This is a genomic window from Streptomyces populi, assembly GCF_002911015.1.
In the GTDB taxonomy this organism is placed as follows: domain Bacteria; phylum Actinomycetota; class Actinomycetes; order Streptomycetales; family Streptomycetaceae; genus Streptomyces; species Streptomyces populi.
In genome coordinates, this window is sequence record NZ_KZ626969.1 from 1 (window position 1) to 21,835 (window position 21,835).

Here is a 21,835-nt window from a genome sequence, read left to right on the forward strand (position 1 = left end):
GCGCGGTGATCTGCTCGCCGGCGGCGGCCAGGATCTTCTTACGGTGCCCCGCATGCGAGCCCAGCGATCCGGCACCGTCGTCAACGTCACCTCGATGGGCGGCAAGATCTGCACCCCGCTCGGCGGCTGGTACCACGGCACCAAGTTCGCCCTGGAAGCCCTCAGCGACTGCCTGCGGCTGGAGGCCAAGCCCTTCGGCGTCGACGTCGTCGTGATCGAACCCGGCGGCATCGCCACCGAGTGGGGCGGTATCGCCGCCGACAAGCTGGAGAAGTCCTCCGCCGACGGCGCCTACGCCGCGCAGGCCGCCGCCGTGGCCTCCTCCCTGCGCTCCGAGGCCAACGCCAAGCGCAACTCCCCGCCCTCCGTCATCGCCGACGCCATCGGCAAAGCCGTCACCGCCCGCCGCCCCAAGACCCGCTACGCCACCGGCTTCGGAGCCCGCCCTCTCATCGCCCTGCGCCGCATCCTGCCCGACCGCGCCTTCGACACCGTCATCTCCCGCGCCGTCGGCATGCCCCGCTGAACCCTCCGGCAGCCATTCGCGACGCACAGGACGCCGACGGATCTCGTGAACAGTTCGATTCGCCGCAACCGCCCAGGCGCCTCCCGAACTCGCCTGCCGGTGCTGTCGCAACTCGTGAACGAAGCCAGGTGGGCGTTGATGCGGCGGCAGTGGTGGTTCACCAGCGCCGGCAGCTGCGGGGCACCTCCTCGCCCACCGGGCGCGGGGCGGACGCGGGCGGCAGGGTGCCGCGGATCTGCTGCAGGCCGCGGGGGACGTCGCTGCGCCGCTGCGGTCGCCTGCGCGGGTGGGTGGAGGTCATGGCCGTGCCGTCCTTACGGGCCGGTCCCACGATCCGGCGCCTGACGGGTGGCGTGGCCACGCGCGGGGCGCTGTGAAATGACGCGGCGCGTCTGGGGCCTGCCTGTCCGCGTCAGTCGTGGGCTGATGCGCCGGGGGTGTCGGTGTCGGCCGGAGAACCGGTGTGCTCCCCGGCCGGGGTGCACTGACGGGCGCTGCCGAGCGGGACTCAGCCGCCCAGGTGGGCGAGGATGAGGTTGGGGTCCTTCGCGGTGAGGTAGGCGGCGCTCATGACGTGGACGGTGTTGCCGCGCAGCGCGATGGAGGTCGGGCCCTGGAGGCCGTCGGCGGCGGTCAGGACGGTGGTGCGGGTGCCGTCGGGCCGGATCAGGGCGACCTGGTTGACGGTGTTGAGGGCGGCGATGATCTGGTCGCCGTGACCGGTGAAGGCGAAGTCGTCGATCCCGGTCAGGCCGGTGGCACCGACCCGGGCGGTGCCGGCGCGCCCGTCGGCCAGGATCGGGATGCGGATGATGGTGCCCTTGTCGAGGTCGGTGGCCCAGAGCGCCCCGTTGTGGATCTTCAGGCCGTTGGCGCCGAGGAACCCGGCGGGGGCCAGCGCCGGGTCGGTGGACCAGGCGCTGGCGGTGCCGCCGGAGGCGGGTACACGCCAGACGGTGCCCAGGGTGGAGTCGGTGACGTACAGGGTGCGGGTGCGGGCGTCCAGGGCCAGGCCGTTGGGCAGGCCGGTGGCGGGCAGTGCGGCGATGCGCTGCGGCCGGCCGCCCGGGCGCAGACGCCATACGCCGGTCAGGTCCGCGGTGCCGGTGGCGTACAGGAAGTACAAGGTGCCGTCCTGGGCCCGGACGACGCCGGTGGTCAGCGGGAAGCCCAGCGCCGGGGTGTGGATGCCGCCGTCGACGGGTTCGGGCAGGGTGGCCAGGATCCGGATGCTGCCGCTGCGGGAGACAGCGGCGACCTGGCGGGCCTTGGCGAGGGTGACGTACGCGGTGCCGTCCGGGCCCAGGGCGATGTTCTCCGGCGTCTGGCCCTTGGCCAGGTCGAAGTGTACGGCGGTACGCGCGCACCTGAGCGGGTCGGAGGCAGCCGACGCCGGGGCCGGAGCGGCTGTCGCAACCGCGGCGGCCAGGACGACGGCCGACACGGCGGCCTTGGAGAGCTTGGTGAACACGGGGCTCCTTCACTGCTTTCGGGCATGCGGCAGCGGCACGCTGCCGCATGAGGGCGGAGGGATGCCCGGCCGGGACCAACATGCGCGGATGCCGACCGGAAGGAGGGGTACGAGGTCAGCCGGTGCTGAGCCGGCTGTCCGAACGGGCAGGGACGGTACGGGCGGTGGCCTGGGCGAGAAGTTCCAGGGCAGCTCGCGAGGGCGAGCCCGCAACGGTGGTGGCGACGACGACGCTGGGGCCCGGCCCCTGGCTCAGGGTCTGCTGCTTCACGGTCAGTGGGCCGACCAGGGGGTGCCGCATCTCGTACTCGGCTACCGCGCAGGCCCTGACCCGGTGGTCGGCCCACATCGAGGCGAAGTCCCCGCTCTTCGTGCTCAGTTCACCCAGCAGCAGGTGGAGTGCGGCGTCCTGCGGGTACTGGCCCGCCACCAGGCGCAGATTCCCCACCACCGCCCTGGCCTTGCCCGGCCAGTCCGCGTACAGGTCTCGGGTATGAGTGTCGAGGAATACCAGCCTGGCCATGTTGGGGCGCTGCGCCGGTACGTCCGGGGCAGCGGGGTCGAGGTGCCCGGCGAACAGCGCATGGCCCAGCCGGTTCCACGCCAGGACGTCACTGCGCCGACCGATCACTATCGCGGGAGCGTCCCCGAGTGCGTCCAGCAGTTGGGCGGTCGCCTCTGTCACGCGCTCGGGCGCGGGACGCCGCCCGCCGCGGGACTTGGGCGGTCGGGCCAGGTCGTGCAGGTGACGGTGCTCGGACTCGTCCAGGCGCAGGGCCCGGGCGATCGCGTCCAGCACCTCCGGCGAGGCGCCCAGCGAGTGCCCCTGCTCCAGGCGGGCGTAGTAGGAGGCGCTCACCCCCGCCAGCAGCGCCAGCTCCTCGCGGCGAAGACCCGGCACCCGTCGACGCTCCCCGTAGGTAGGCACGCCGGCCTCTTCGGGTCGCAGCTGGGAGCGCCGCGTCCGCAGGAAGTCCCCGAGCTGTGATGTCCCGTTCATGGCACCGAGTATGTGCCGACCCGCGGCACACAGCCTCTCCCCGCCGGGGATAGGCACCGCCGGGACTGGTTCCCCGGCCCGGGAGCGTGTTTCCAAAAGAGCGTCCGAAAAGCCTGTCAGCGGGCTGGCCTTGCGAGGCGCCGCACGAGGAGCATGGCCGTGGTGAGGCGGATGGCGTTCTCCGAGCGGACGCGCAGCTACTCGTAGTGCTTCGACAGGCGGCTCAGACGCCTTCCAGGACGGCCTCGGCGGCCAGGCGGAGATTCCTGATCATCGGATTCGGGTCGCCCCTGCGGCTGACCAGCACGACCTGGCTGGGGGGAGCGCCCTCGATCGGGACGGTGACGAGGTCGGGGCGCAGTGAGCTGCGCCGATCGCCGACCGGTAGCACGGCGATCGCCCTGCCACTCGCGACGAGTTCGAGCTTGTCCTCGTAGCTCTCGATCGGCGGCACGCCCGCCCCGAGGATCCGGTAGGAAGTCCAGTCCGCGGTCTGGAACGCGCACGGTGCCGCCTCTTGGCCGGCCAGTTCTTCCGCGGTCACCGACGCGCGGCCGGCCAGGGGATGGCCGCGCGGGACCACGAGCATCCGGGGCTCCTCGTACAGCGGGGTGGTGAACACGTCGTCGTCGGCGAGCGGCAGCGGGGCCCGCGCGATCAGGGCGTCGACGCGTTTGTCGGACAGTGATCCGACGTCGCGGCAGCTCAGATGCCGGGTGCTGATCTCCGCGTCAGGGTAATGGCGGCGCAGTTCCCGTACGGCGGCAGTGATCACCAGGTCTTCGACGTAGCCGATGGCGATCCGTTCGGTCCGGGTCTGTTCACGCACGGCCAGCTCGGCCTGGCGGGCGGCCTGCAGCAGGGCTTGGGCCCGGGGGAGGAATGTCTGGCCGGCCGAAGTGAGCCGGGTGCCCCGGGGGGTGCGGTCCAGCAGTCGTACGCCGAGATATTTCTCGAGCCGTTGGATCTGGCGGCTCAGCGCCGGCTGGGCCACGTGCAGTTCGGCGGCGGCCCGGCCGAAGTGCTGGTGCGCCGCCACCACGGTGAAGTAGCGCACCAGCCGCAGTTCCAGGTCCTGTCCGGGATCGTTCACCTTTGCAGCGTACGCGTCATGCCGTTTCGGAATGACCAGTTGCCGAACCGGTCTTGGACGGCCGGGCCGGCCCGGGCCTTGACTGAAGGAGCAACGTTTCCCCGAGAAGGCGACAGGCGTGATGAAGGCGATCCAGTTCCACGAGGCGGGCGGGCCGGAAGTTCTGCGGTACGGCGAGGTGCCGGTTCCCGGGATCGGCCCGGGCGAGGTGCTCGTCCGGGTGCACGCGGTGGGCATCAACCCGCCGGACCGGTACCTGCGTGAGGGGATGAAGGTCATGCCGGCCGGGATGAGGCCGGCGATGGAGTTCCCCCTGATCCCCGGAACGGACATGTCGGGGGTGGTCCAGGCGGCCGCTCCGGACGTGGTGGGGTTCGCCGTCGGTGACGAGGTCTTCGGCATGCTGCGGTTCCCGGGATTCGACGGCCGGGCGTACGCCGAGTACGTGGCCGCGCCGGCTTCGGAGCTGGCTCACAAGCCGGCCGGTATCGACCACGTGCAGGCGGCCGGGGCGCCGATGGCCGTGCTGACGGCCTGGCAGTACCTGGTCGATCTCGGCCACGACGTGCCGTCTCCTTTCACCGGCCGGGTGCACCGGCCGGTGCCGATCACGCCGGGGATGACCGTGCTGGTCAACGGGGCCGCCGGTGGAGTGGGCCACTTCGCGGTGCAGCTGGCGAAGTGGAAGGGGGCACACGTCATCGCGGTGGCCTCGGGCCGGCACGAGCGGTTCCTGCGCAAGCTCGGCGCCGATGAGTTCATCGACTACACCAGGACGCGGGCCGCGGACGTGGTCAGCGGTGCCGACCTGGTGGTCGACACCGTCGGCGGCCCGGACAGCTCACGCTTTCTGACCGTGCTCAGGCGCGGCGGCACCATGCTTCCGGTGTTCTTCGCCGAGTACGACCCGGAAGAGACGGCGCGTCTGGGCATCACCGTCTCGACCATTCAGGTGCGTTCCAACGGCCCCCAGCTCGCCGGGATCGGGCGCCTGTTCGACGAGGGCGGGCTCCAGGTCGGGGTGGACAGCACCTACCCGCTGTCCGAGGCGGGCCGCGCACACGCGCGAGCCGCACAGGGCCACATCCAAGGCAAGATCGTGCTGACGGTGGTCTCGTGATCGCCGGACTCCGGCAGGCGGTGGCGCGCCACGCCCACGCCCTGGACGAGCTGAATGTGCCCGAGCCGGAAGCGGTCCTGGCCGAGGGCACCGCCTGGACCTTTCGGCCTGCGTCGGTCCGGTGCCGTTCGCGAGGGCCGCCGCCACGGCGGCGGCCCTCGCGATCATCGGCGATGTCTTCGTGCAGGCCCGGTCAGGCGCGGGTCCAGCGCTGGTTGTTGCCGTTCGAGCAGGAGTAGAGCTGGACCAGGGTGCCGTCGGCGGTGCCGCCCCCGACGGCGTCGAGGCAGAGGCCGGACTGGACGCCGACAACGGATCCGTCGGAGTTGAGGCGCCACTTCTGGTTGTCGCCGCCCCAGCAGCCGTAGATCTGGACCTTGGCGCCGCTGCCGGTGCCGGCGGCGTCCAGGCACTTGTTGCCGTAGACCCTGAGCTCACCGGCGTCGGTGTACGTCCACTGCTGGTTGGTGCCGTTGTGACAGTCCCACAGCTGGACCTGGGTGCCGTCGGTGGTGCTGCTGCCGGGCACGTCCAGGCAGCGGCCCGAACCGACGCCCTTGACCGTTCCGCCGTCCGCGGGCGGTGTGGTGGAGCCGCCGTTGAGTGCGTTGAGGACGGCGGTGTAGGCGGGCTTCTTGCTGCCGTCGTTGTTGAACAGCAGCGGCGTCTGCTCCGATCGCCAGGAGTCGCTGTCGCGCACGCCCCAGACGGTGACGCCGAGGCAGCGCGAGACGGCCAGGCAGTCGTTGACCACGCCTGCGTAGGTCGAGGCCGGGGCACCCTGGATGTCGAGTTCGGTGACGGCCACGTCGACGCCGAGGGCGGCGAAGTTCTGCAGGGTGGTGCGGAAGTTGCTGTTGTAGGGGCTGCCGCTGTTGAAGTGTGACTGGAAGCCGACGCAGTCGATCGGCACGCCGCGCTGCTTGAAGTCCCGCACCATGGCGTACACGGCCTGGGTCTTGGCCCAGGTCCAGTCCTCGACGTTGTAGTCGTTGTAGCAGAGCTTGGCGGACGGGTCGGCGGCGCGCGCGGTGCGGAAGGCGACCTCGATCCAGTCGTTGCCGGTGCGCTGCAGGTTGGAGTCGCGCCGGGCTCCCGAACTTCCGTCGGCGAAAGCCTCGTTCACGACGTCCCACTGCGTGATCTTGCCCTTGTAGTGGCTCATCACGCCGTTGATGTGGTCGATCATCGCCTGGCGCAGCGCGCTGCCGTTGAGGCTCTGCATCCAGCCGGGCTGCTGGGAGTGCCAGGCCAGGGTGTGGCCGCGCACCTTCTTGCCGTTCTGTACCGCCCAGTTGTAGACGCGGTCGGCGGCGGTGAAGCTGAACTGGCCCCGCTGCGGTTCGGTGGCGTCGATCTTCATCTCGTTCTCGGCCGTCACCGAGTTGAACTCACGGGCCGCGATCGTCGCGTAGGTCGAGTCGCTCAGCCTGTTCGCGGCGACGGCGACGCCGAAGTAGCGGCCGCTCTGCGCCGCCGCGGCGCCGAGCGTGCTCTCGGCGGCCTGAGCGGGCGGCGGCGCGACCAGTGCGGCGACCACACCCAGGACACCGGCGACCAGCGCCGGCAGCAGAACGCGGATCTTTTGCCGGACAACGGGTCCGGGAGGGGCATATGAGCCCATGGCTGTGCCTCCAAGGCAGGAATGACGGGATCACCTGGCACCGCGGTCATGGGACCCGGGAGGGTCCGAACCGGCGCGGACGGGCCCGGTCGGCCGCCGAGTGACGTACGCCGGGCGGCAGCGGTCTTTCGGCACGGGCACGGGGGTACTCCATCGCGGCTCAGCCGGGAGGCCGTCACGCGGCGTCGCCTCCCTCTCCGACTGCGCGGAGAGCCGGGACGTGTCGGTGCGAGCCTCACCGGGACGAAAAGCGGGGTGGCGCAGGTGCTTTGGCGCGCGGATCCGTCGGGCAGCCGTGCGCGGCTCTGCAGTGCGGCACGGTCTGTCCAGAACCCGTATTGTTCGATATTTCGGCCAACGGTCGGTTTGCCAGACAGATGATTGAGGGTTGACGGTGACTCGTCAATCCTTGCGGCGGAAAAGTTTCCGCTTTCATCTCGAAACTTTCGGAACTCCGTCAAGGCGGGCGGACCCCTGGACCGGCGAGCCGCTATCGCGAACCACCTGGGGTTCTCCAGTCGACGCCAGGGCTTTTCACGCCCCGGGAGGAGGAATTGTTTGCGGACAGATCGGCGACAGACCTTGACCGGAGGGCCCCGTCTTCCTAGCTTGTGGCGTCACAGATCCGAGATCACCGCGAAACTTTCGAACCCCCTGCCCCCGGCACGGCACCGCTCCGCGGTTCATCGGCGGTACCCCACCCCAAGGAGGCCCTCTGATGTGGCTTCGCCACCCGTCCCCGGTCCGCCCAAGACGCTTACTCGGCGTCCTTGCGCCCTTGCTGCTGCTGGCCGCCTTCCTCGGCGCCCAGCCCGCCGAGGCCGCGACCGTAGACCCCAACGCCTCGTACGTGCTGGTCAACCGCAACAGCGGCAAAGCCCTGGACGTCTACAACATGGCGACCAACGACGGCGCCCGCATCACCCAGTGGACCAGGAACGACCAGAACCAGCAGCAGTGGCAGTTCGTCGATTCCGGAGACGGCTACTACCGCATCAAGTCCCGTCACTCGGGCAAGGTGCTGGACGTCTACAACCGGTCCACCGCGAACGGCGGCTCGATCGTCCAGTGGACCGACCTGAACGGCACCAACCAGCAGTGGCGGCCGGCCGACAGCTCGGACGGCTACGTGAGGCTCATCTCGCGCCACAGCAACAAGGCCCTCGAAGTGCAGGGCGCCTCCACCGCCGACAACGCGAACATCGTCCAGTACGACGACTGGGGCGGCACCAACCAGCAGTGGCAGCTCGTCAAGGTCGGCGCCGACACCCCCGGCTCGTGTGATCTCCCGTCGGCCTACCGCTGGACGTCGACGGGCGCGCTGGCGCAGCCCAGGCAGGGGTGGGTCTCGCTCAAGGACTTCACGGTCGTCCCCTACAACGGCAGACAACTCGTCTACGCCACCACGCACGACACGGGGACGAGGTGGGGCTCGATGAACTTCGGCCTGTTCACCAACTGGTCGGAGATGGCCTCGGCCGGCCAGAACACGATGTCCGACTCGACCGTCGCACCCACGCTCTTCTACTTCGCGCCGAAGAACATCTGGGTGCTCGCCTACCAGTGGGGCGGGACCGCCTTCTCCTACCGGACGTCGAGCGACCCCACCAACCCGAACGGCTGGTCGTCCGAGCAGGTGCTCTTCTCCGGAAGCATCTCCGGCTCCGGAACGGGTCCCATCGACCAGACACTCATCGGTGACGGCACGAACATGTACCTGTTCTTCGCCGGCGACAACGGCAAGATCTACCGGGCCGGCATGCCGATCGGGAACTTCCCGGGCAGCTTCGGCTCGACCTCGGCAGTGATCATGAGCGATACGACGAACAACCTGTTCGAAGCCCCGCAGGTCTACAAACTGCAGGGCCAGAACCGCTACCTCATGATCGTCGAGGCGATCGGCTCACAGGGCCGGTACTTCCGCTCGTTCACGGCCACCAGCCTGAACGGCTCCTGGACACCTCAGGCCGCGACCGAGAGCAATCCCTTCGCCGGCAAGGCCAACAGCGGCGCCACCTGGACCAACGACATCAGCCACGGCGAACTGATCCGCACCGGCCCCGATCAGACCATGACCGTCGATCCCTGCAATCTGCAGTTGCTCCACCAGGGACGCAGCCCCAACTCCGGCGGTGACTACGGCCTCCTGCCCTACCGTCCGGGTCTGCTGACCCTGCAGCGCTGACGGCAGGACGCGGGTCCGGCTCACCCTCTTTCGAAGGTCCTGACGTCCATGCCGGGAGTCGGCGTCAGGACCGGAGCCCGGATCCTGATCGAGGTCGGCGACGGCAGCACCTTCCCAGCATCCGGCCACCTGGCCGCCTATGCCGATCTCGCCCCGGCGACCCGGAACTCGGGCTCCTCGATCCGCGGCGAACAGCCCTCCCGACGGGGGAACAAGCAGCTCAAGAGGGCCTTTCCCTCTCCGCGTTCGCCGCCCCGGCGAACACCCGGCCCGGCCTCTTCAGCCACGCACGGGGCCATCTCCTGGCGCAGTCGGTTCGCTCCACCCGACGGAGCGGGGAGACGCAAGGGCGCCCGGGCGCAACAGACATGAGCAGAAACCGTCCGCTCTCCCTCTCTTCATCTCAAGTGATTACGAAACGGACGCCCGCCGACCACGCCGAAGCCCTGGTCCTCGCCCTGGAGGGACAACGCTGAAGACCCTCATTATTTCGAGTTAACCGTCACTGCCTTCGACCGCGTTATCCGTGGTGACCGCAGGTCTCACCCTATGGTTCCGGCATATTGACCTCGACCCCTACGAGGCGGTTGGTACGGGAGACTTGCATGAGTTCAGTTGAAGCCGTCCCTGCGGCACGGTCGGCCGCACAAAACCGACAGGCCCTTGAGCGACATCCCTGCGGATCGAGCAACTCGGGCCTGCTGCCGGCACCGCCGTCGGATTTCGAGAAGTATTCCTATGTCGGCCGCCGCCTACGGGTGTTGACAGTTGCGTCGCTGGTGAGCATCAGCTGCCTCGCCTTGAGCCAGTTCCGACTCTTCTCCTCGACGCCACCGCTGCGGTTCTTCTATCCGCTTCTGGCATTTACAGTCTTCTACTATTTGATCTCGCTTTGGGTGAACCTGTTCAGCCGTGATTTCGACCTCTCACGCCACCAAAAGCTCGTGGGTGCCTGGCGCCCCGATGCCTACCCGTCGGTCGATGTCTTCCTGCCGGTGTGCGGCGAGCCGGTCGAGATCCTGCACAACACCTGGACCCATGTCCGCGCGCTGGCAGCCCACTACCCCGGGGTCTGCGAGCCGTTCGTCCTGGATGACTCGGCCAGCCCTGAACTGCAGTCCATGGCTGATGAGTTCGGATTCCGCTATGCCACCCGCAGCAACCTGGGCTGGTTCAAGAAGGCAGGCAATCTGCACTTCGGGTTCGAGCGGACCCACGGCACGTACATCCTTATTCTCGACGCCGATTTCGCCCCGCGCGCGGATCTGCTCCACGAACTTCTTCCGTATCTGGCGGAAGACGAGCGTCTCGCCATCGTCCAGTCCCCTCAGTACTTCCGTGTGCTGGACGCCCAGAACTGGATCGAACGGGGTGCCGGCGCCGTCCAGGAGCTTTTCTACCGGGCTGTCCAAGTCTCCCGGCAGAGCAACGACGGGGCTATCTGCGTCGGAAGCTGCGCCGTCTATCGACGGGCGGCACTGCATGAAAACGGCGGCACTACGCTCATCGAGCACTCGGAGGACGTCCACACAGGCTTCGACCTGCGGAGTCTCGGGTGGGATCTGCGCTACGTCCCGATCGCACTGTCGGCAGGCGTATGCCCCGACAACGCGGATTCCTTCTTCCGTCAGCAATACCGCTGGTGCGCCGGCTCGATGAGCATGCTGTGCAGCCCCAAGTTCTGGCGGGCAAAGATGCGGATCTCAAGCAGGCTCTGCTACCTGTCGGGCTTCCTCTACTATATCCACACGGCCCTGTTCACATTCGCCGCTCCCCTCATTCCGATTCTGCTCCTGCTGGCGTTCCCGGAGAAACCCACCGCGGAGACCCTGTGGCTGGTCTTGCCCAGCGTCTTGTACACGACCACTGTTTTCCCCCTGTGGCACAAGGTTCCCTACCGCCTCGAGGCCTGGGCCGCGCGGATGATGTACGGCTGGGCTCACACCTTCGCGATCTGGGACATCCTGCGTGGGCGGCATGTGGGCTGGCAGGCGACCGGTTCTTGCAGCGCGAAGCCCAGCGGCACCAAGCGGCATCGGATCGGCATGTGGTCGTGGGGCGGCGGGAGCGCCCTGCTGTGGGTCGGATCCGCCGCATGGCGCACACTCACCCTCGACCCCGTCGATTTCGTCGTCCTCCTCTCGTCCGGACTCTTCTACGCTGTGGTCGTCGCGAGAGCCCTGCTGCAGCCTCGTGCGATGGGAACCCCATGACACGCACCCTTGCCGTCGTCGCGCTGATGTCTCTCACAGCCTTCATGCCCGCAGCATCCGTCTGCGCCCCAACCGCAGCAGGCCGCCACGGCGGTGCCGTGGCGGCTGCCGATGCCTCGCCCTACAACGTAGGCCCGCTGTTGCACCCGTCGAAGAAGTACTTCGGAGTGTCCCGGCCCAAGGCCCCACATTCCATGGAGCCGGTGCTCGACTGGGCTCAAAAGGTCGGCAAACAGCCAAACTTGATCGTCTATTACGCGGGCTGGGGCGACGGTTTCGATGCCTCGGGCACGCGCAACGCCTGGAACTCGGGGGCGATGACGGTCGTCTCCTGGGAGCCGCGCGGCACGACGCTCACCCGCATCGCCGACGGTGCGTCCGACAGCTATCTCCGGGAATACGCGAAGGCGGTCCGGAGACTGAACATCCCGATCGCAATCAGCTTCGCGGACGAGATGAACGGCGACTGGGAGGAGTGGGGGACCACCGAAACCACCCCGCAGGAGTACGTCAGGGCCTGGCGTCACGTCCACGATGTCTTCGAGGCTGCCGGGGCCACCAACGTGATCTGGACCTGGTCACCGAACATCGTTCGGCCAGGCACACACAACGATTTGAGCCCCCTTTACCCCGGCGACGCGTACGTCGACTGGGTCGGTCTGATCGGCTACTTCACCGACTGGGACCCTCACTCCTTCGACGGCCTGTTCGGAACGACCCTGACGGAGATCGCACGCTTCAGCCGAAAGCCGTTGCTCCTCCTGGAGACCGCCGCCATGCCTGGCCGACACCGCGCTCAAGACGTGCGTGCCCTGTTCCACGGAGTCACCGCCTCCCCCGACCTCGTCGGGTTCGCCTGGTTCGACCACAAGGCGCGCGCCGACTGGCGGCTGGACGCGAGCCCGGAGGGCGCCGCAGAGTTCCGGCGTCTGAGCGCCGATGACCTCTACGGGTTCGACGTGCGGAGGGTCCGATGACACCCACGCAGCACGGTTCCCAGACCTTCTCCCCCATCCCCGCACAGGCCGACGACCACCACGCGCCGGCTCACCACCTGCCGAAGGCGCCCACGGTCGCATGGAGCTCGGCCGGATGCCGACGGCGCACCTGGATCAGCCGGGCCGTCCTGCTGACGATCCTGGCTTTCCAAGCCGCGCTCTCACTGAGGCTGTCGAACACGGCGTTCCAGGACGAGGCTCTCTACCTCACAGCCGGTCGTGCCGAAGTGAGCCACCTGCTCCACGGGACAGCGGTGCAGACCGACTACGCCGCGTACTTCTCCGGCTCGCCATATCTGTACCCGGTACTGGCGGCCGTCGTGGACAGCCGATTCGGACTGTCCGGCGCGCGCATGCTCAGCCTGTTCTTCATGCTGGGCACCACTGCGCTGCTGTACTCGTTCACGCGGCGGCTCTTCAATGAGCGGGCGGGACTGGCCGCCGCAGGCCTGTTCTCCGTGGTGCAGTCGACCATCGTCATGGGGCACCTCGCCACCTACGACGCACCCGCCGTGTTCCTCCTGGCATCGGCCACCTGGATCGTCGTGCGCACCGCTGGGATGTCCGCTCCGAGTGTGCTCCTGGCCGCGCCCGTCGCCGTCCTGGCCGCCGGTGTGAAGTATGCGGCCGGCCTCTACCTGCCCACCATCGTCGCACTGGCCCTGCTCACCGCACTGCCGCATCGGCGCCGCAGCGCGTTCCTTCGGGCTTTGCTGCTTGTCCTCGGTATGAGTGCTCTGCTTGTGCTCGGCATGTACAGCACCGATCTGTCGGCAGGAGTGCGCCAGACCACGACCAACCGTGAACATGGTTCCGACGGGGCCATGTTCCTGCTTGAGCAGTCGATCGCGTGGGGCGGACTGCTGTTCCTCGCGGCAGTCGCGGGCGGGATCTCGTACGCCCGGCGCCATCGCTTGCACGAGTCACCGCTCGCTCCTGGGTCGAGCGGCCCGGGACGCGTACAGCGGTCGTTGCTCGGGGCGCTGATGTGCGCCACAGCGCTGCTCGCGCCCGCGTATCAAATGCACCTGGGGACGGTCGTGTCGCTGTTCAAGCATGTCGGCTTCGGTCTCCTCTTCGCCGCCCCGATGGCGGGCGTGGGCCTGACGCGACTGGTGGGCGCGCACTTTCGCCACACCCACCTCGGCATTGCTCTGTGGACGGCAACGCTGTGCATCGGTATCTCGCAGGCGGACTGGCGCTTCGCGAGCTGGCCCGACTCCTCGACGATGATCCGAACGATCTCCTCCCACGTGAACCGCAAGGGCCACTACCTCAGCTCAACGCCCGAGGTAGCCGTCTACTACCTGCGTGACAGGACGGCTCACCGCCAGTGGCAGAGCGTCTTCGGCATGGAGTACACGGACGGGCACGGCGTCCGCCGCACCGGCACCGATGCCTACTGGAAGGCGCTGCGAAACGGCGAATTCGACCTGGTCGTCCTCGACGGGTTCACCAACCCACGGGTGAACGGCGTCATCACGGACGCGCTGAAAGGGAATCCGCACTACCGTCCTCTCGCCGCCCTGCCCTTCCACAACGCCAGTAACGACGTCCGGCCTCACCTGCTGCGAACCATGCCTTTCGCCGAGCACAACGGCCACTACCGGATCTGGTTGAAGCGATGAGTCACCTGACCTGGCACGGAAGGGCCGGGTCCGGCGACAGCACTCCCGGCCATGGCAGTGAACGCAACGGCACACTCGGCCTGGTCCTGGCCGTCCTGGTCACCGCCGCGAACGTGCACGACACCGCCGGCGGCAAGCACCTGCTCGACGGCCTGGCGGCAGCCCACCCCAACGTGTCCAAGGTCTGGGCCGACGGCGGATACCGGAGCAGCATCCTCAACCACGGCGCCCGGCTCGGCATCGACGTGGAAGTGGTCCAGCGGCCACGGGCGACATGACCATCACCGCCGACGGCAGTGCCCCCGCCTTCCTCGCCATCTCCCCCGACGGCACCCTGTGCGCCGCCCTGTCCGACCGCACCGCCCACCTCGGCGCCGCTCAACGCCCGCGGGCACTGAGCGATCTCGGTGACGCGGGACACCCGCGTCCCGTGGCCTTCTCCACGGCGGCTCAGCGCCGGGCGTTGCCGGGCGCGAGCAGGCGCCCGGCTCACCCAGGTGAGTCGGGCCGGAGCGCCGGTACTCGTGCAGGTCCCAGCCGGTGCCCGGACCGGCGAGCGCGGTGTGCCGGCCGGGCAGGGCGTGGGCCTGGCCGTAGGGGAGCCGGGCCAGGCCGGTGTCCGGACAGACGTCCCGGTGTGACTGAGCGTCGTGGTTGGCCGGTTGAGCGTGTGGGGCCGCAGGGCGGTCTCCGGTGATCTCGCCGGGGCACTGGTCCGCCGGCCGTCCGGGAGCCTTGCGAGTCGCCGGCCGTGGACGTGCGGGGGGGGTGACGCGTCACCGGCCGGCGGACCGTCAGAAGTCGTACGGCTTCTTGGCGTTCCAGTTCAGCACGTCGGCCTCGTTCCAGGTGAACTTCTGGTTCTGCCCCTTGCCGACGACGGAGTAGAAGGGGCCGGGGCGACCGTCCTCGCCGCGCAGCGCGAAGGCGAGTGACTGCGCCGTGTGGTTCTTGGAGCCGTAGGCGAAGAGGTTCACCGCGCTGTACACCTTGCCTCCGGGCTGGAGCGTGATGTGCTTGTCGCCGCCCGGGGCGTCCTTCTTGGAGTGCGGCAGCGCGACGTCGTCGGTGTTCGAGTCGAGTACCACGGCCGGGTAGGAGGTGACCCAGCAGGGCTTGGTGCCCTCGTTCACCGCGGTGAGCAGCAGGTGGTCGCCCTGCTGGCCGGCGAACCGGTGCACCGCGGTGACCAGCATCCCGTCTCCGCGGCACTGCTGGGCGCCGGCCGGTGTGCTCTTGCTCGCGCTCTTCTGCGTCCCACCCGCGGCGGTCGCCGAGGGCGCCTCTTCCTTGGTGTCACCACTGCTGTTGGCCTGCGCCGCGCCGCCCTTGGCGTCCTGGTCGGACGCGGACCGGCTCCGGGCGGTCCCCGCGCTGCGGTCGCCCCCCGCCGCCTTCGAGCCGCCGTCGGCGCCGCCACAGGCGGTCAGGCCCAGCGCCAGCGCGGCGGTGACGGTGGCCAGAGCGGCGGTACGGGCGGTACGGCGGGCACGGTACGTGGTCATGATGAAAGCTCCCCCATGGTCTGTCAGGACACGGCGCCTTCCCTTGCTTTCGCAGGCGGCCGGCCGCATCGGCTGTTTCGTTGCACACCATGAGATGACGCCGGGACGAGCATTGTTCACTCGGCTTTGTCCGCATTCGGTAACAGGACAATTGGGCCCAGACACGCCGGTGTTCACGCCGTGCCCGTCGGTGGTGCAGCGCCTTCGGCCGCTGCGGCACAGGGCGGGGCCACCAGGCGCCCCCGCCCGTCCGCGAAACGGTTCACCAGCGGTCCACCGCGCACGTGCCCCCCGCGGCACCCGGCCCCAGCACCCTCAGCACCGCCCCGGCCGGCGCCGGTGATGTCACGCCCAAGCCCGGCCACCAGTACCGGACCATCCAGCCGCACCTCCCCCGGCGTCCCCCGGGTTGAAGCGGCCCGGCCGGCCCGGAGGCCAGCGGCCGACAGTGCTCCAGTCGGCGGGGGCGGGCGGCACCGTACGGCCGGCGGCGTGTTCGTGGAGGCGCCGGGTCAGTTCCGGCAGGTCGTAGGCGGGGAAGCTCACCTGGAGGAGACGCAGGCCGAAGTGCGACGGCTGGTCCTCCCGGAACATCGCCGCGTCCATCGGCTTGATCTTCACATCCCAGGCGTCCGGGGCGGCCCAGTGGGTCATCCGCACGTAGAAGGCGTCTCGCGGGCCGGCGTTGGCCGCGGCCGAGAGGAAGGCGAGGCCGCTGTCGACCGGGAAATCGATGAGCATCCAGCCGCGGCGGGACTCCACCCACTCCGCCATGACCTGCATCAGGCCCCATCGACACGCCGGCACGCGTGGTCCGAAGTCGGGGTGCGACCTGACGAACCGGCCCCGGCGCGTCCTCGAAGGGGCGCGTCGGGGCCGGTTCCGGTTTCGGGTCGCCGCCACCCCTACGGGCGGATGCCGGCGTCGGCCACGGGGTCAGCGGTGGTGACACTCCCGGTGGGCGGGGACCCAGACACGGGTCCACTGGCCGGGGTGCCAGCGGTGGTGCCGGTCCCGGAACGCCGGGCGCCACTGCCGCGCCCAGTGGCCCGCCACCTTCACGCAGTGGTGCGGCGCCGCCGACGATCGATGGTGCTGGTCCTGCGGGGCGGCCGACGCGGTACCGACCGTACCGACGACCGCGCCCGTGGCCAGGGCCACCGTCGCCGCCCCCAGGACCGCGGCCCTCTTCAACCCGTTGATCATGTTCAGACCTTTCCGTGCGAACCGGGGCCGACGCCCCGTCACCGCCCGGACCGTCCGGCCGGGCACGCACTGATCCTCAACGCCAGACACGGCCAAATCGCCACAGAACACAGCCTCTTAAGAAATGTAAATCAATTTCTCATTCGGCATAAATTGTCATACACGCGCACCAATGACGTAGCCGTCGCACGCCGACGTCCTGCCCACGCGGCGCCGCCGGCGGGTCGCGGCGCAGACGCCTGGCCTCGATGCGGTCGGTCACCTGCTCGCGGCAGAGCGAGCCGGCGAGGTGACCGGCCCGTCGGCACACGGCAGCGCCTCGGTGAGCTCGAACGACTCGTCCCGCCGGGCCGCCGGACGGCGTCGGGCAGCAGACTCACCCTCACGGTCTTCGTCGTGGTCACGGGCACCTTGGCCGGAGCGCACGGCCAAACGGAGGCCGCCCCCGCGTCCGGCGAATCCCCTTGCGGGCGAATCCGTTGGAGACGCCGTTCGAGGCCGTGGCACCATGTGCCGCATGACGACGAACCGAAAGGTCCATGCCGCGTAGACGGCCAGGACAGATCCGTGCCGGTGCCCCCGGCAGCCACCGGACAACAGGTGCAAGGCCAGTCGTCGACGGCCTGTCCTCGCGTGCACTGTCCGAGATCATCCGTCTCGAGCGCACCCGCAACTATCTGCGGCCGGGCGACGTCAGCGCGGCCGTGGGCCTGTGGAAGGACTACGGCCACCGGCCCGAGCGTGATCTGTGGCACGACTACGAGTGGGGCGACGTGCACTGGTACTGCTGCGGCAACCCCCTCGAGGCCCGGGCCCTCCTCGACACCGTGATGCAGGCCCTGTCGCCACGAAGCACCCGCGAACTCCGAAAGATCGTCAGCCGGTCCGACGCCGTCTGGAACCTTCCGTCCCCGCCCTACGACGCGGGCGGAGGACGAAGAACAAGGTAAGCGGGCATTCGGTTCTCCGGTGCCTGTCTCATTCGGTTCAGCAGCCCGTCGTGGCCCTTGCGCGACGGTGACGCGGGACGCCGGGGTGATCCGGCTGCGGATCACGGGCGGGCGGTGAGCCGCTGATCGACCCCTCCGGCTGCCGTTCGGTCCGGCGTCCGCCGGCGCTCGGCCGAACGGCACAGCCGGTCGACACCCGGCTTCAGCCCACAGCCTTCTCGACCAGCGCGCTGATGCGCTCCTCGTCGGCCGCGGTCAGCTCCCTCACGGCGTAGGCGGTCGGCCACATGGTGCCGTCGTCGAGGGCGGCCTGGTCGCTGAAGCCGAGCGTGGCGTACCGCGACTTGAACTTCTCCGCGCTCTGGAATTGACATCCTCCCCGCCCTAAAGGACGGGGATTCCTGGCTCACGTCGGCCGGGGACCAGCGGTCTACCGGTTCTTACACGATCAGCACCAGCCGGGTCGAGACCAGCCCGGACCAGCATCACGCGGGCGGAGTTCTTGTCCCGGGGAGACACGGCTCCGCACGCGGTGCAGGTATAGGTACGTTCAGAGAGGGGAAGTGCGTGCTTGGTTCTCGCTCCGCACGTCGCGCAGTCCATGGTGGTGTGCGCGGGGTTGACCAGGCGGATGTCCCGCCCGTGCTTGCGGCCTATCTCGATCAGGGCCGTCTTGGTGGCGCCGATGGCGGCGTCGGCTGCTTTGCGGGCCATGGTGGACTTCGCGAGGAACTTGGGGCGGAAGTCCTCCACGGCGATCACGTCGAAGTCGCGGACGACGGTCTTGGCCCACTTGCGGCCGGTGTCCTGGCGTTGCCGGGCGACCTTCCTGGAGACCTTCGCGCGCTGATACCGGGTCAGCTTCGTGGCGGCGGTCCTGCCGTGCTGCGGGTGGGGGAGGTCGTGGGCGTCGGAGGTGGTGGTCGCCGTCTCACGAACGCCCCAGTCGATACCGATGGCGCGGCCGGTGGCGGGCAGCGGCTCGGGGGCGGTGGCCACGACGAACGAGGCGTACCAGTGGCCCAGGCTGTCACGGTGGACGCGAACCGAGGTGGGGTCGGCGGGTAGGTCGCGGGACCACACCACCGTCAGCACGATCCCGCCCGCCAGATGGAGGCGGCCGTCCTTGAGGCGGAAGCCTCGGCGGGTGTAGTTCAGCGACGGGGCGGCCTCGCGCTTGCGCTTGATCCGGGGCATCCCGGCGCGCTGCCGCATCGGCAGCCCGGTCTTGATGTCCTTCAACGCCTTGGCGCGGGACTTCGCGAAGTCCCGGATGATCTGCTGCTGCGGAACCGAACTGCCCTCACGCAGCCAGGCCATCGCGGTCCTGGCCTCGGTCAGCATCCTGTCGAGCTGGGCCGGGCCGCACGTCGTCTTCTCGACAGCGTCCCGGTTGGCGGCGTGGACCTTGCGGGACATGGCCACGCACTCGTTCCACACCCACCGGCAGCGCGCCCACTCGGCTTCCAGGCCGGCGAGCGCGGTGGACGACACGCGCAGGCGGTAGGCGTACCGGGCGTGCCGGGCGTGCCCGGTCTCCTCCCCCACCACCGGTGTCTTCATGGTGTCAATTTAGCACTACGATCAGTGTCGTGGACCATGAATCACGCATCACACTCCGTCTCCCATCCGACCTTCACGCGTGGCTAGTCGCACAGGCGAAAGCCGCTCACCGGTCACTCAACTCCGAGATCGTCCACCGCCTCGAGGGCGAGCGCACCGCCGCCCAGGCCGACGCCGAATCGCCCTGACGGCGATTCGGCTTTCCCTGCCCTGCTCCGCAGGAGTCCGATTCCTCCCCGGCCTGAAGGCCGGGGCATCCTCGGAGGAAACCGGTGAATCCGTCGTACTTGTCGGTGGTCGTGCCGGAGTCCTCGACGGGCGGCTTCGTGGACGGCATGGCGGGTTTCCTCTCGTACGGGGTCGGGCGGGGGGCGGGGCCGGGAGTCAGGACGGCGCGAGGCGGGCTATGCGGCGGCCTCCCAGGCGAACCCGTCCGGGTCGGTGAAGGTGTCGGCGGTGCTGCCGAGGACGATGCGGTGCGAGCCGGTGCCGTCGGCGGGGACGCCGAGGTCCTTGGCCAGGCCGCGGCGCTTGTACAGCGCCAGCTTGACGGGGCTGGACTGACCGGGGGCGAACTCGGCGTACTTGCCGCCGAAGCTCTTGGCCACGGTCAGGCCCCGGCCGACGTAGAACTGCTTGGTGGCCTTCACGTCCTCGACGCCGAGCAGCAGGACGACCTCGTCGATCTCGCGGGTGGCGGGGCCGGTGTCCTTCTTCTCCGAGGTCGCGATCTTCCAGATCGTCCCGTCCGGGGCCTCGACGACACCGCCGTAGCCCCACAGCGACCTCGCGGCAGGCTTCAGCACCGTGGCGCCGGCGTCCACGGCGGCGCCGACGAAGCCGTCGACGGTGGCCGGCCCGGACACCGTGAGCGCCAGGGTGAAGCTGCGGAATCCGGTGGAGTGCGTCTCGGACGCCCGCAGGCGTACGTACGTGTCCACGCCGAAGGCGCTGTAGAAGCGGCGGGCGGACTCGAGGTCGGCCACCTCAAGGGTGACGGACGCGAGGGAGGTGTCGGCTGCGGTGGAAGCGGTGGTTGCCATGACCATCACGCTAGGGGCTGTGCGGCGGCCGGGGCTTCTCGATTCCTGACCGGTCTGGAGACCTGCTTCGCCACGCACGCCGGCATCCCCTCCACCTTGATCGCCGGCCCCGCGTCGCGGGCCGTATCCGTGGCGTCGGCGGGGCCGGCCGCCGCGTCCGCCGCCTGGCGCCGAAAGGCCCCGGGCGGCATGCCGACCAGCTCGGTGAAGCGGGTGGTGAACGTGCCCAGCGACGCGCAGCCGACCGCGAAGCAGACCTCGGTGACGCTGAGATCGCCCCGCCGCAGCAGCGCGGTCGCCCGCTCGATGCGACGTGTCATCAGGTACGAGTAGGGCGACTCGCCGTAGGCGGCCCGGAACTGCCGGCTCAGGTGCCCGGCGGACATGTTCACATCGCGGGCGAGTGCCTCCACGTTCAGTGGCTGCGCGTATTCCCTGTCGATCCGGTCGCGGACGCGGCGCAGCCGCGCGAGATCGTCCAGGCGTTGCGCCTGGACGCGTGCGCGCCGCCATTCAGGCTTGCACATGAGGACCTCCTTCGTCTTTCGTCTTCCGTTTCCATCGGCTTCCACCGACGCCGTCGGGCGTCCGGGGTGCCCGCCTCGGCGGGCACCCCGGATACTCGGTGGTGTCGGCACCCGCACGGCTCAGCGCAGTTCCTGGATGCGGACCAGGTTGCCCGCGGGGTCGCGGAACGCGCAGTCGCGGACGCCGTACGGCTGCTCGGTCGGCTCCTGGACGACCTCGGTGTCACCGGCCTGCACCTTCTCGAACGTGGCGTCGAGGTCCGGGGTGGCCAGCAGGATCCAGCCGTAGGTGCCCTTGGCCATCATCTCGGTGATCGTGCGGCGCTCGTCCTCGGTGATGCCGGGGTCGGCGGCAGGCGGTGACAGAAGGATCGACGTGCCCGGCCGGCCGGGCCCACCAGGATCCAGCGCATCCTGCCCTGCCCGACATCGCTGCGGACCTCGAAGCCGAGGACGTCGCGGTAGAAGGCGAGCGACGCGTCCGGGTCGTCATGCGGAAGGGAAGTCGTATGAATGGTGATGTCCATGACGAGCAGGCTAGAGGCGACTGCGTGAACCGTGCTTCTCGATTCCTGATCGATCCGGACATGCCGGGACGTTCACGGGCATGTCACGCGGAGCGCGCTCGCTTCCCGCGACAGTGCACCCGACGCCCCGTCAGCCGTCCTCCGGGGGCGACGGAGGCTTGACGCCGGTCTTCCGTTCCGGTGTACCGCCCTCCCCCGCGGACTCGACCGAACCCCAGCCCCGTCCGCAGGCGGGGTTCACACGCTGAGCGCCGTTCGTACGGTCTGTTCGGCGGCTGTTCCGCCCTCGCCCGAGGATGTCACCCGGCCGGCCTCCAGTACGTAGTAGTGCTGGGCGGCGCGCATGGCGAAGCCGACGTGCTGTTCGACGAGGAGGACGCCAAGGCCGCCGCGCCGGGTGAGGGCGAGGACCGTCTCCTCGATCTCGGTGACGACCGACGGCTGGATGCCCTCCGTCGGCTCGTCGAGCAGCAGGAGCTTCGGGCGGGTGATCAGTGCGCGGGCGATGGCGAGTTGCTGGCGCTGGCCGCCGGAGAGCAGGCCGGCGCGGCGGCCGGACACCTCGCGCAGGACGGGAAAGAGGTCCAGTGCCTCGGCGGTCGCCGCTCTGCCGCCGGGGCGTCCGTCGGCGACGAGCTGGAGGTTCTCGGCGGTGG

General features: G+C 69.5%; 21 protein-coding genes and 4 pseudogenes. 10 read left to right on the forward strand and 15 right to left on the reverse strand.

The window, feature by feature from the left end:
• On the forward strand, positions 1-526 hold a 526-nt coding region (locus CW362_RS37055), incomplete at its 5' end, for an SDR family NAD(P)-dependent oxidoreductase (protein ID WP_162684357.1).
• Positions 527-683: 157 nt separating this feature from the next.
• Here CW362_RS37055 and CW362_RS43585 read toward each other — a convergent pair.
• The 4 genes from CW362_RS43585 to CW362_RS37070 form a co-directional block, all read right to left on the reverse strand.
• Positions 684-827, reverse strand: a complete 144-nt coding sequence (locus tag CW362_RS43585; protein WP_162684356.1) for a hypothetical protein — start codon at positions 825-827, stop codon at positions 684-686.
• Between the two features lie 207 nt (positions 828-1,034).
• Positions 1,035-1,997 carry an SMP-30/gluconolactonase/LRE family protein gene (locus CW362_RS37060; RefSeq protein WP_103554000.1) on the reverse strand — a complete coding sequence of 321 codons (963 nt, stop codon included), beginning with the start codon at positions 1,995-1,997 and terminating at the stop codon, positions 1,035-1,037.
• 115 nt (positions 1,998-2,112) lie between these two features.
• The gene (locus CW362_RS37065) at positions 2,113-2,997 is read right to left on the reverse strand and encodes a helix-turn-helix domain-containing protein (RefSeq protein WP_103554013.1); all 885 of its coding nucleotides are present in this window, start codon (positions 2,995-2,997) and stop codon (positions 2,113-2,115) included.
• A gap of 223 nt (positions 2,998-3,220) precedes the next feature.
• Entirely contained in the window at positions 3,221-4,090 is an 870-nt protein-coding gene (locus CW362_RS37070; RefSeq protein ID WP_103554001.1) for a LysR family transcriptional regulator, read from the reverse strand.
• A 121-nt stretch (positions 4,091-4,211) separates the two neighbouring features.
• Between CW362_RS37070 and CW362_RS37075 the strand changes: the two genes are divergently transcribed.
• Positions 4,212-5,210, forward strand: coding sequence for an NADP-dependent oxidoreductase (locus tag CW362_RS37075; protein ID WP_103554002.1), 999 nt, complete (start codon positions 4,212-4,214; stop codon positions 5,208-5,210).
• Positions 5,211-5,403: 193 nt separating this feature from the next.
• Here CW362_RS37075 and CW362_RS37085 read toward each other — a convergent pair whose 3' ends face one another.
• Entirely contained in the window at positions 5,404-6,834 is a 1,431-nt protein-coding gene (locus CW362_RS37085) for an endo-1,4-beta-xylanase (protein WP_103554003.1), read from the reverse strand.
• Positions 6,835-7,552: 718 nt separating this feature from the next.
• On the opposite strand from CW362_RS37085, the gene CW362_RS37090 reads away from it, so the two are divergent.
• From CW362_RS37090 to CW362_RS37115, 6 genes and pseudogenes are all read left to right on the forward strand, one after another.
• A complete protein-coding gene (locus CW362_RS37090) occupies positions 7,553-9,019 on the forward strand; it encodes a non-reducing end alpha-L-arabinofuranosidase family hydrolase (RefSeq protein WP_103554004.1) in 1,467 nt (488 codons plus the stop codon).
• Between the two features lie 18 nt (positions 9,020-9,037).
• Positions 9,038-9,250 (forward strand): annotated as a pseudogene (locus tag CW362_RS37095) (IS110 family transposase); the annotation flags it as partial.
• Between the two features lie 374 nt (positions 9,251-9,624).
• On the forward strand, positions 9,625-11,232 hold the full coding sequence (locus CW362_RS37100; protein ID WP_103554005.1) for a glycosyltransferase family 2 protein: 1,608 nt from the start codon (positions 9,625-9,627) through the stop codon (positions 11,230-11,232).
• Positions 11,229-12,209, forward strand: coding sequence for a glycoside hydrolase family 26 protein (locus CW362_RS37105; protein WP_103554006.1), 981 nt, complete (start codon positions 11,229-11,231; stop codon positions 12,207-12,209). The genes CW362_RS37100 and CW362_RS37105 overlap by 4 nt, the downstream gene beginning before the upstream one ends.
• Positions 12,206-13,858: an ArnT family glycosyltransferase gene (locus tag CW362_RS37110; protein WP_103554007.1), complete on the forward strand. Its 1,653-nt coding sequence runs from the start codon at positions 12,206-12,208 to the stop codon at positions 13,856-13,858. Before CW362_RS37105 ends, CW362_RS37110 begins: the two co-directional genes overlap by 4 nt.
• Complete coding sequence (locus CW362_RS37115) at positions 13,855-14,136, forward strand: transposase (RefSeq protein ID WP_206301183.1); 282 nt, start codon at positions 13,855-13,857, stop codon at positions 14,134-14,136. The genes CW362_RS37110 and CW362_RS37115 overlap by 4 nt, the downstream gene beginning before the upstream one ends.
• 201 nt (positions 14,137-14,337) lie before the next feature.
• On the opposite strand, the pseudogene CW362_RS45025 reads toward CW362_RS37115, so the two are convergent.
• The 4 genes and pseudogenes from CW362_RS45025 to CW362_RS37135 form a co-directional block, all read right to left on the reverse strand.
• A pseudogene (locus CW362_RS45025) lies at positions 14,338-14,499 on the reverse strand (site-specific integrase); the annotation flags it as partial.
• A 153-nt stretch (positions 14,500-14,652) separates the two neighbouring features.
• The gene (locus CW362_RS37125; protein WP_103554008.1) at positions 14,653-15,363 is read right to left on the reverse strand and encodes a DUF4232 domain-containing protein; all 711 of its coding nucleotides are present in this window, start codon (positions 15,361-15,363) and stop codon (positions 14,653-14,655) included.
• A 345-nt stretch (positions 15,364-15,708) separates the two neighbouring features.
• Positions 15,709-16,137, reverse strand: a complete 429-nt coding sequence (locus tag CW362_RS37130; RefSeq protein WP_162684358.1) for a hypothetical protein — start codon at positions 16,135-16,137, stop codon at positions 15,709-15,711.
• 162 nt (positions 16,138-16,299) lie between these two features.
• Positions 16,300-16,569 carry a hypothetical protein gene (locus CW362_RS37135; RefSeq protein WP_103554010.1) on the reverse strand — a complete coding sequence of 90 codons (270 nt, stop codon included), beginning with the start codon at positions 16,567-16,569 and terminating at the stop codon, positions 16,300-16,302.
• A gap of 539 nt (positions 16,570-17,108) precedes the next feature.
• On the opposite strand from CW362_RS37135, the gene CW362_RS37140 reads away from it, so the two are divergent.
• Positions 17,109-17,519 carry a hypothetical protein gene (locus CW362_RS37140; RefSeq protein ID WP_206301184.1) on the forward strand — a complete coding sequence of 137 codons (411 nt, stop codon included), beginning with the start codon at positions 17,109-17,111 and terminating at the stop codon, positions 17,517-17,519.
• Between the two features lie 202 nt (positions 17,520-17,721).
• On the opposite strand, the pseudogene CW362_RS45795 reads toward CW362_RS37140, so the two are convergent.
• Together CW362_RS45795 and CW362_RS37145 are read right to left on the reverse strand one after the other, a co-directional pair.
• Positions 17,722-17,904 (reverse strand): annotated as a pseudogene (locus CW362_RS45795) (hypothetical protein); the annotation flags it as partial.
• Complete coding sequence (locus CW362_RS37145) at positions 17,904-19,082, reverse strand: RNA-guided endonuclease InsQ/TnpB family protein (protein WP_206301186.1); 1,179 nt, start codon at positions 19,080-19,082, stop codon at positions 17,904-17,906. The pseudogene CW362_RS45795 and the gene CW362_RS37145, both read right to left, overlap by 1 nt.
• 29 nt (positions 19,083-19,111) lie before the next feature.
• Between CW362_RS37145 and CW362_RS37150 the strand changes: the two genes are divergently transcribed.
• A complete protein-coding gene (locus CW362_RS37150) occupies positions 19,112-19,270 on the forward strand; it encodes an Arc family DNA-binding protein (protein ID WP_103554011.1) in 159 nt (52 codons plus the stop codon).
• Positions 19,271-19,486: 216 nt separating this feature from the next.
• Here CW362_RS37150 and CW362_RS37155 read toward each other — a convergent pair whose 3' ends face one another.
• The 4 genes and pseudogenes from CW362_RS37155 to CW362_RS37170 all read right to left on the reverse strand — a co-directional run.
• The gene (locus CW362_RS37155) at positions 19,487-20,131 is read right to left on the reverse strand and encodes a VOC family protein (RefSeq protein ID WP_103554015.1); all 645 of its coding nucleotides are present in this window, start codon (positions 20,129-20,131) and stop codon (positions 19,487-19,489) included.
• On the reverse strand, positions 20,131-20,652 hold the full coding sequence (locus CW362_RS37160) for a helix-turn-helix transcriptional regulator (protein WP_103554012.1): 522 nt from the start codon (positions 20,650-20,652) through the stop codon (positions 20,131-20,133). The genes CW362_RS37155 and CW362_RS37160 overlap by 1 nt, the downstream gene beginning before the upstream one ends.
• Before the next feature lie 120 nt (positions 20,653-20,772).
• Positions 20,773-21,179, reverse strand: a pseudogene (locus CW362_RS37165) (VOC family protein).
• 237 nt (positions 21,180-21,416) lie between these two features.
• On the reverse strand, positions 21,417-21,835 hold a 419-nt coding region (locus CW362_RS37170; protein ID WP_162684359.1), incomplete at its 5' end, for an ATP-binding cassette domain-containing protein.

What these genes read in the sequence shown, in the direction of transcription:
- CW362_RS43585 (WP_162684356.1), bottom strand. Translation starts at nt 827, where the DNA reads ATGACCTCCACCCACCCGCGCAGGCGACCGCAGCGGCGCAGCGACGTC.
- CW362_RS37065 (WP_103554013.1), bottom strand. Translation starts at nt 2,997, where the DNA reads ATGAACGGGACATCACAGCTCGGGGACTTCCTGCGGACGCGGCGCTCC.
- CW362_RS37075 (WP_103554002.1), top strand. Translation starts at nt 4,212, where the DNA reads ATGAAGGCGATCCAGTTCCACGAGGCGGGCGGGCCGGAAGTTCTGCGG.
- CW362_RS37085 (WP_103554003.1), bottom strand. Translation starts at nt 6,834, where the DNA reads ATGGGCTCATATGCCCCTCCCGGACCCGTTGTCCGGCAAAAGATCCGC.
- CW362_RS37090 (WP_103554004.1), top strand. Translation starts at nt 7,553, where the DNA reads ATGTGGCTTCGCCACCCGTCCCCGGTCCGCCCAAGACGCTTACTCGGC.
- CW362_RS37100 (WP_103554005.1), top strand. Translation starts at nt 9,625, where the DNA reads ATGAGTTCAGTTGAAGCCGTCCCTGCGGCACGGTCGGCCGCACAAAAC.
- CW362_RS37105 (WP_103554006.1), top strand. Translation starts at nt 11,229, where the DNA reads ATGACACGCACCCTTGCCGTCGTCGCGCTGATGTCTCTCACAGCCTTC.
- CW362_RS37110 (WP_103554007.1), top strand. Translation starts at nt 12,206, where the DNA reads ATGACACCCACGCAGCACGGTTCCCAGACCTTCTCCCCCATCCCCGCA.
- CW362_RS37115 (WP_206301183.1), top strand. Translation starts at nt 13,855, where the DNA reads ATGAGTCACCTGACCTGGCACGGAAGGGCCGGGTCCGGCGACAGCACT.
- CW362_RS37125 (WP_103554008.1), bottom strand. Translation starts at nt 15,363, where the DNA reads ATGACCACGTACCGTGCCCGCCGTACCGCCCGTACCGCCGCTCTGGCC.
- CW362_RS37130 (WP_162684358.1), bottom strand. Translation starts at nt 16,137, where the DNA reads ATGGCGGAGTGGGTGGAGTCCCGCCGCGGCTGGATGCTCATCGATTTC.
- CW362_RS37135 (WP_103554010.1), bottom strand. Translation starts at nt 16,569, where the DNA reads ATGATCAACGGGTTGAAGAGGGCCGCGGTCCTGGGGGCGGCGACGGTG.
- CW362_RS37140 (WP_206301184.1), top strand. Translation starts at nt 17,109, where the DNA reads ATGCCGCGTAGACGGCCAGGACAGATCCGTGCCGGTGCCCCCGGCAGC.
- CW362_RS37145 (WP_206301186.1), bottom strand. Translation starts at nt 19,082, where the DNA reads ATGAAGACACCGGTGGTGGGGGAGGAGACCGGGCACGCCCGGCACGCC.
- CW362_RS37155 (WP_103554015.1), bottom strand. Translation starts at nt 20,131, where the DNA reads ATGGTCATGGCAACCACCGCTTCCACCGCAGCCGACACCTCCCTCGCG.
- CW362_RS37160 (WP_103554012.1), bottom strand. Translation starts at nt 20,652, where the DNA reads ATGTGCAAGCCTGAATGGCGGCGCGCACGCGTCCAGGCGCAACGCCTG.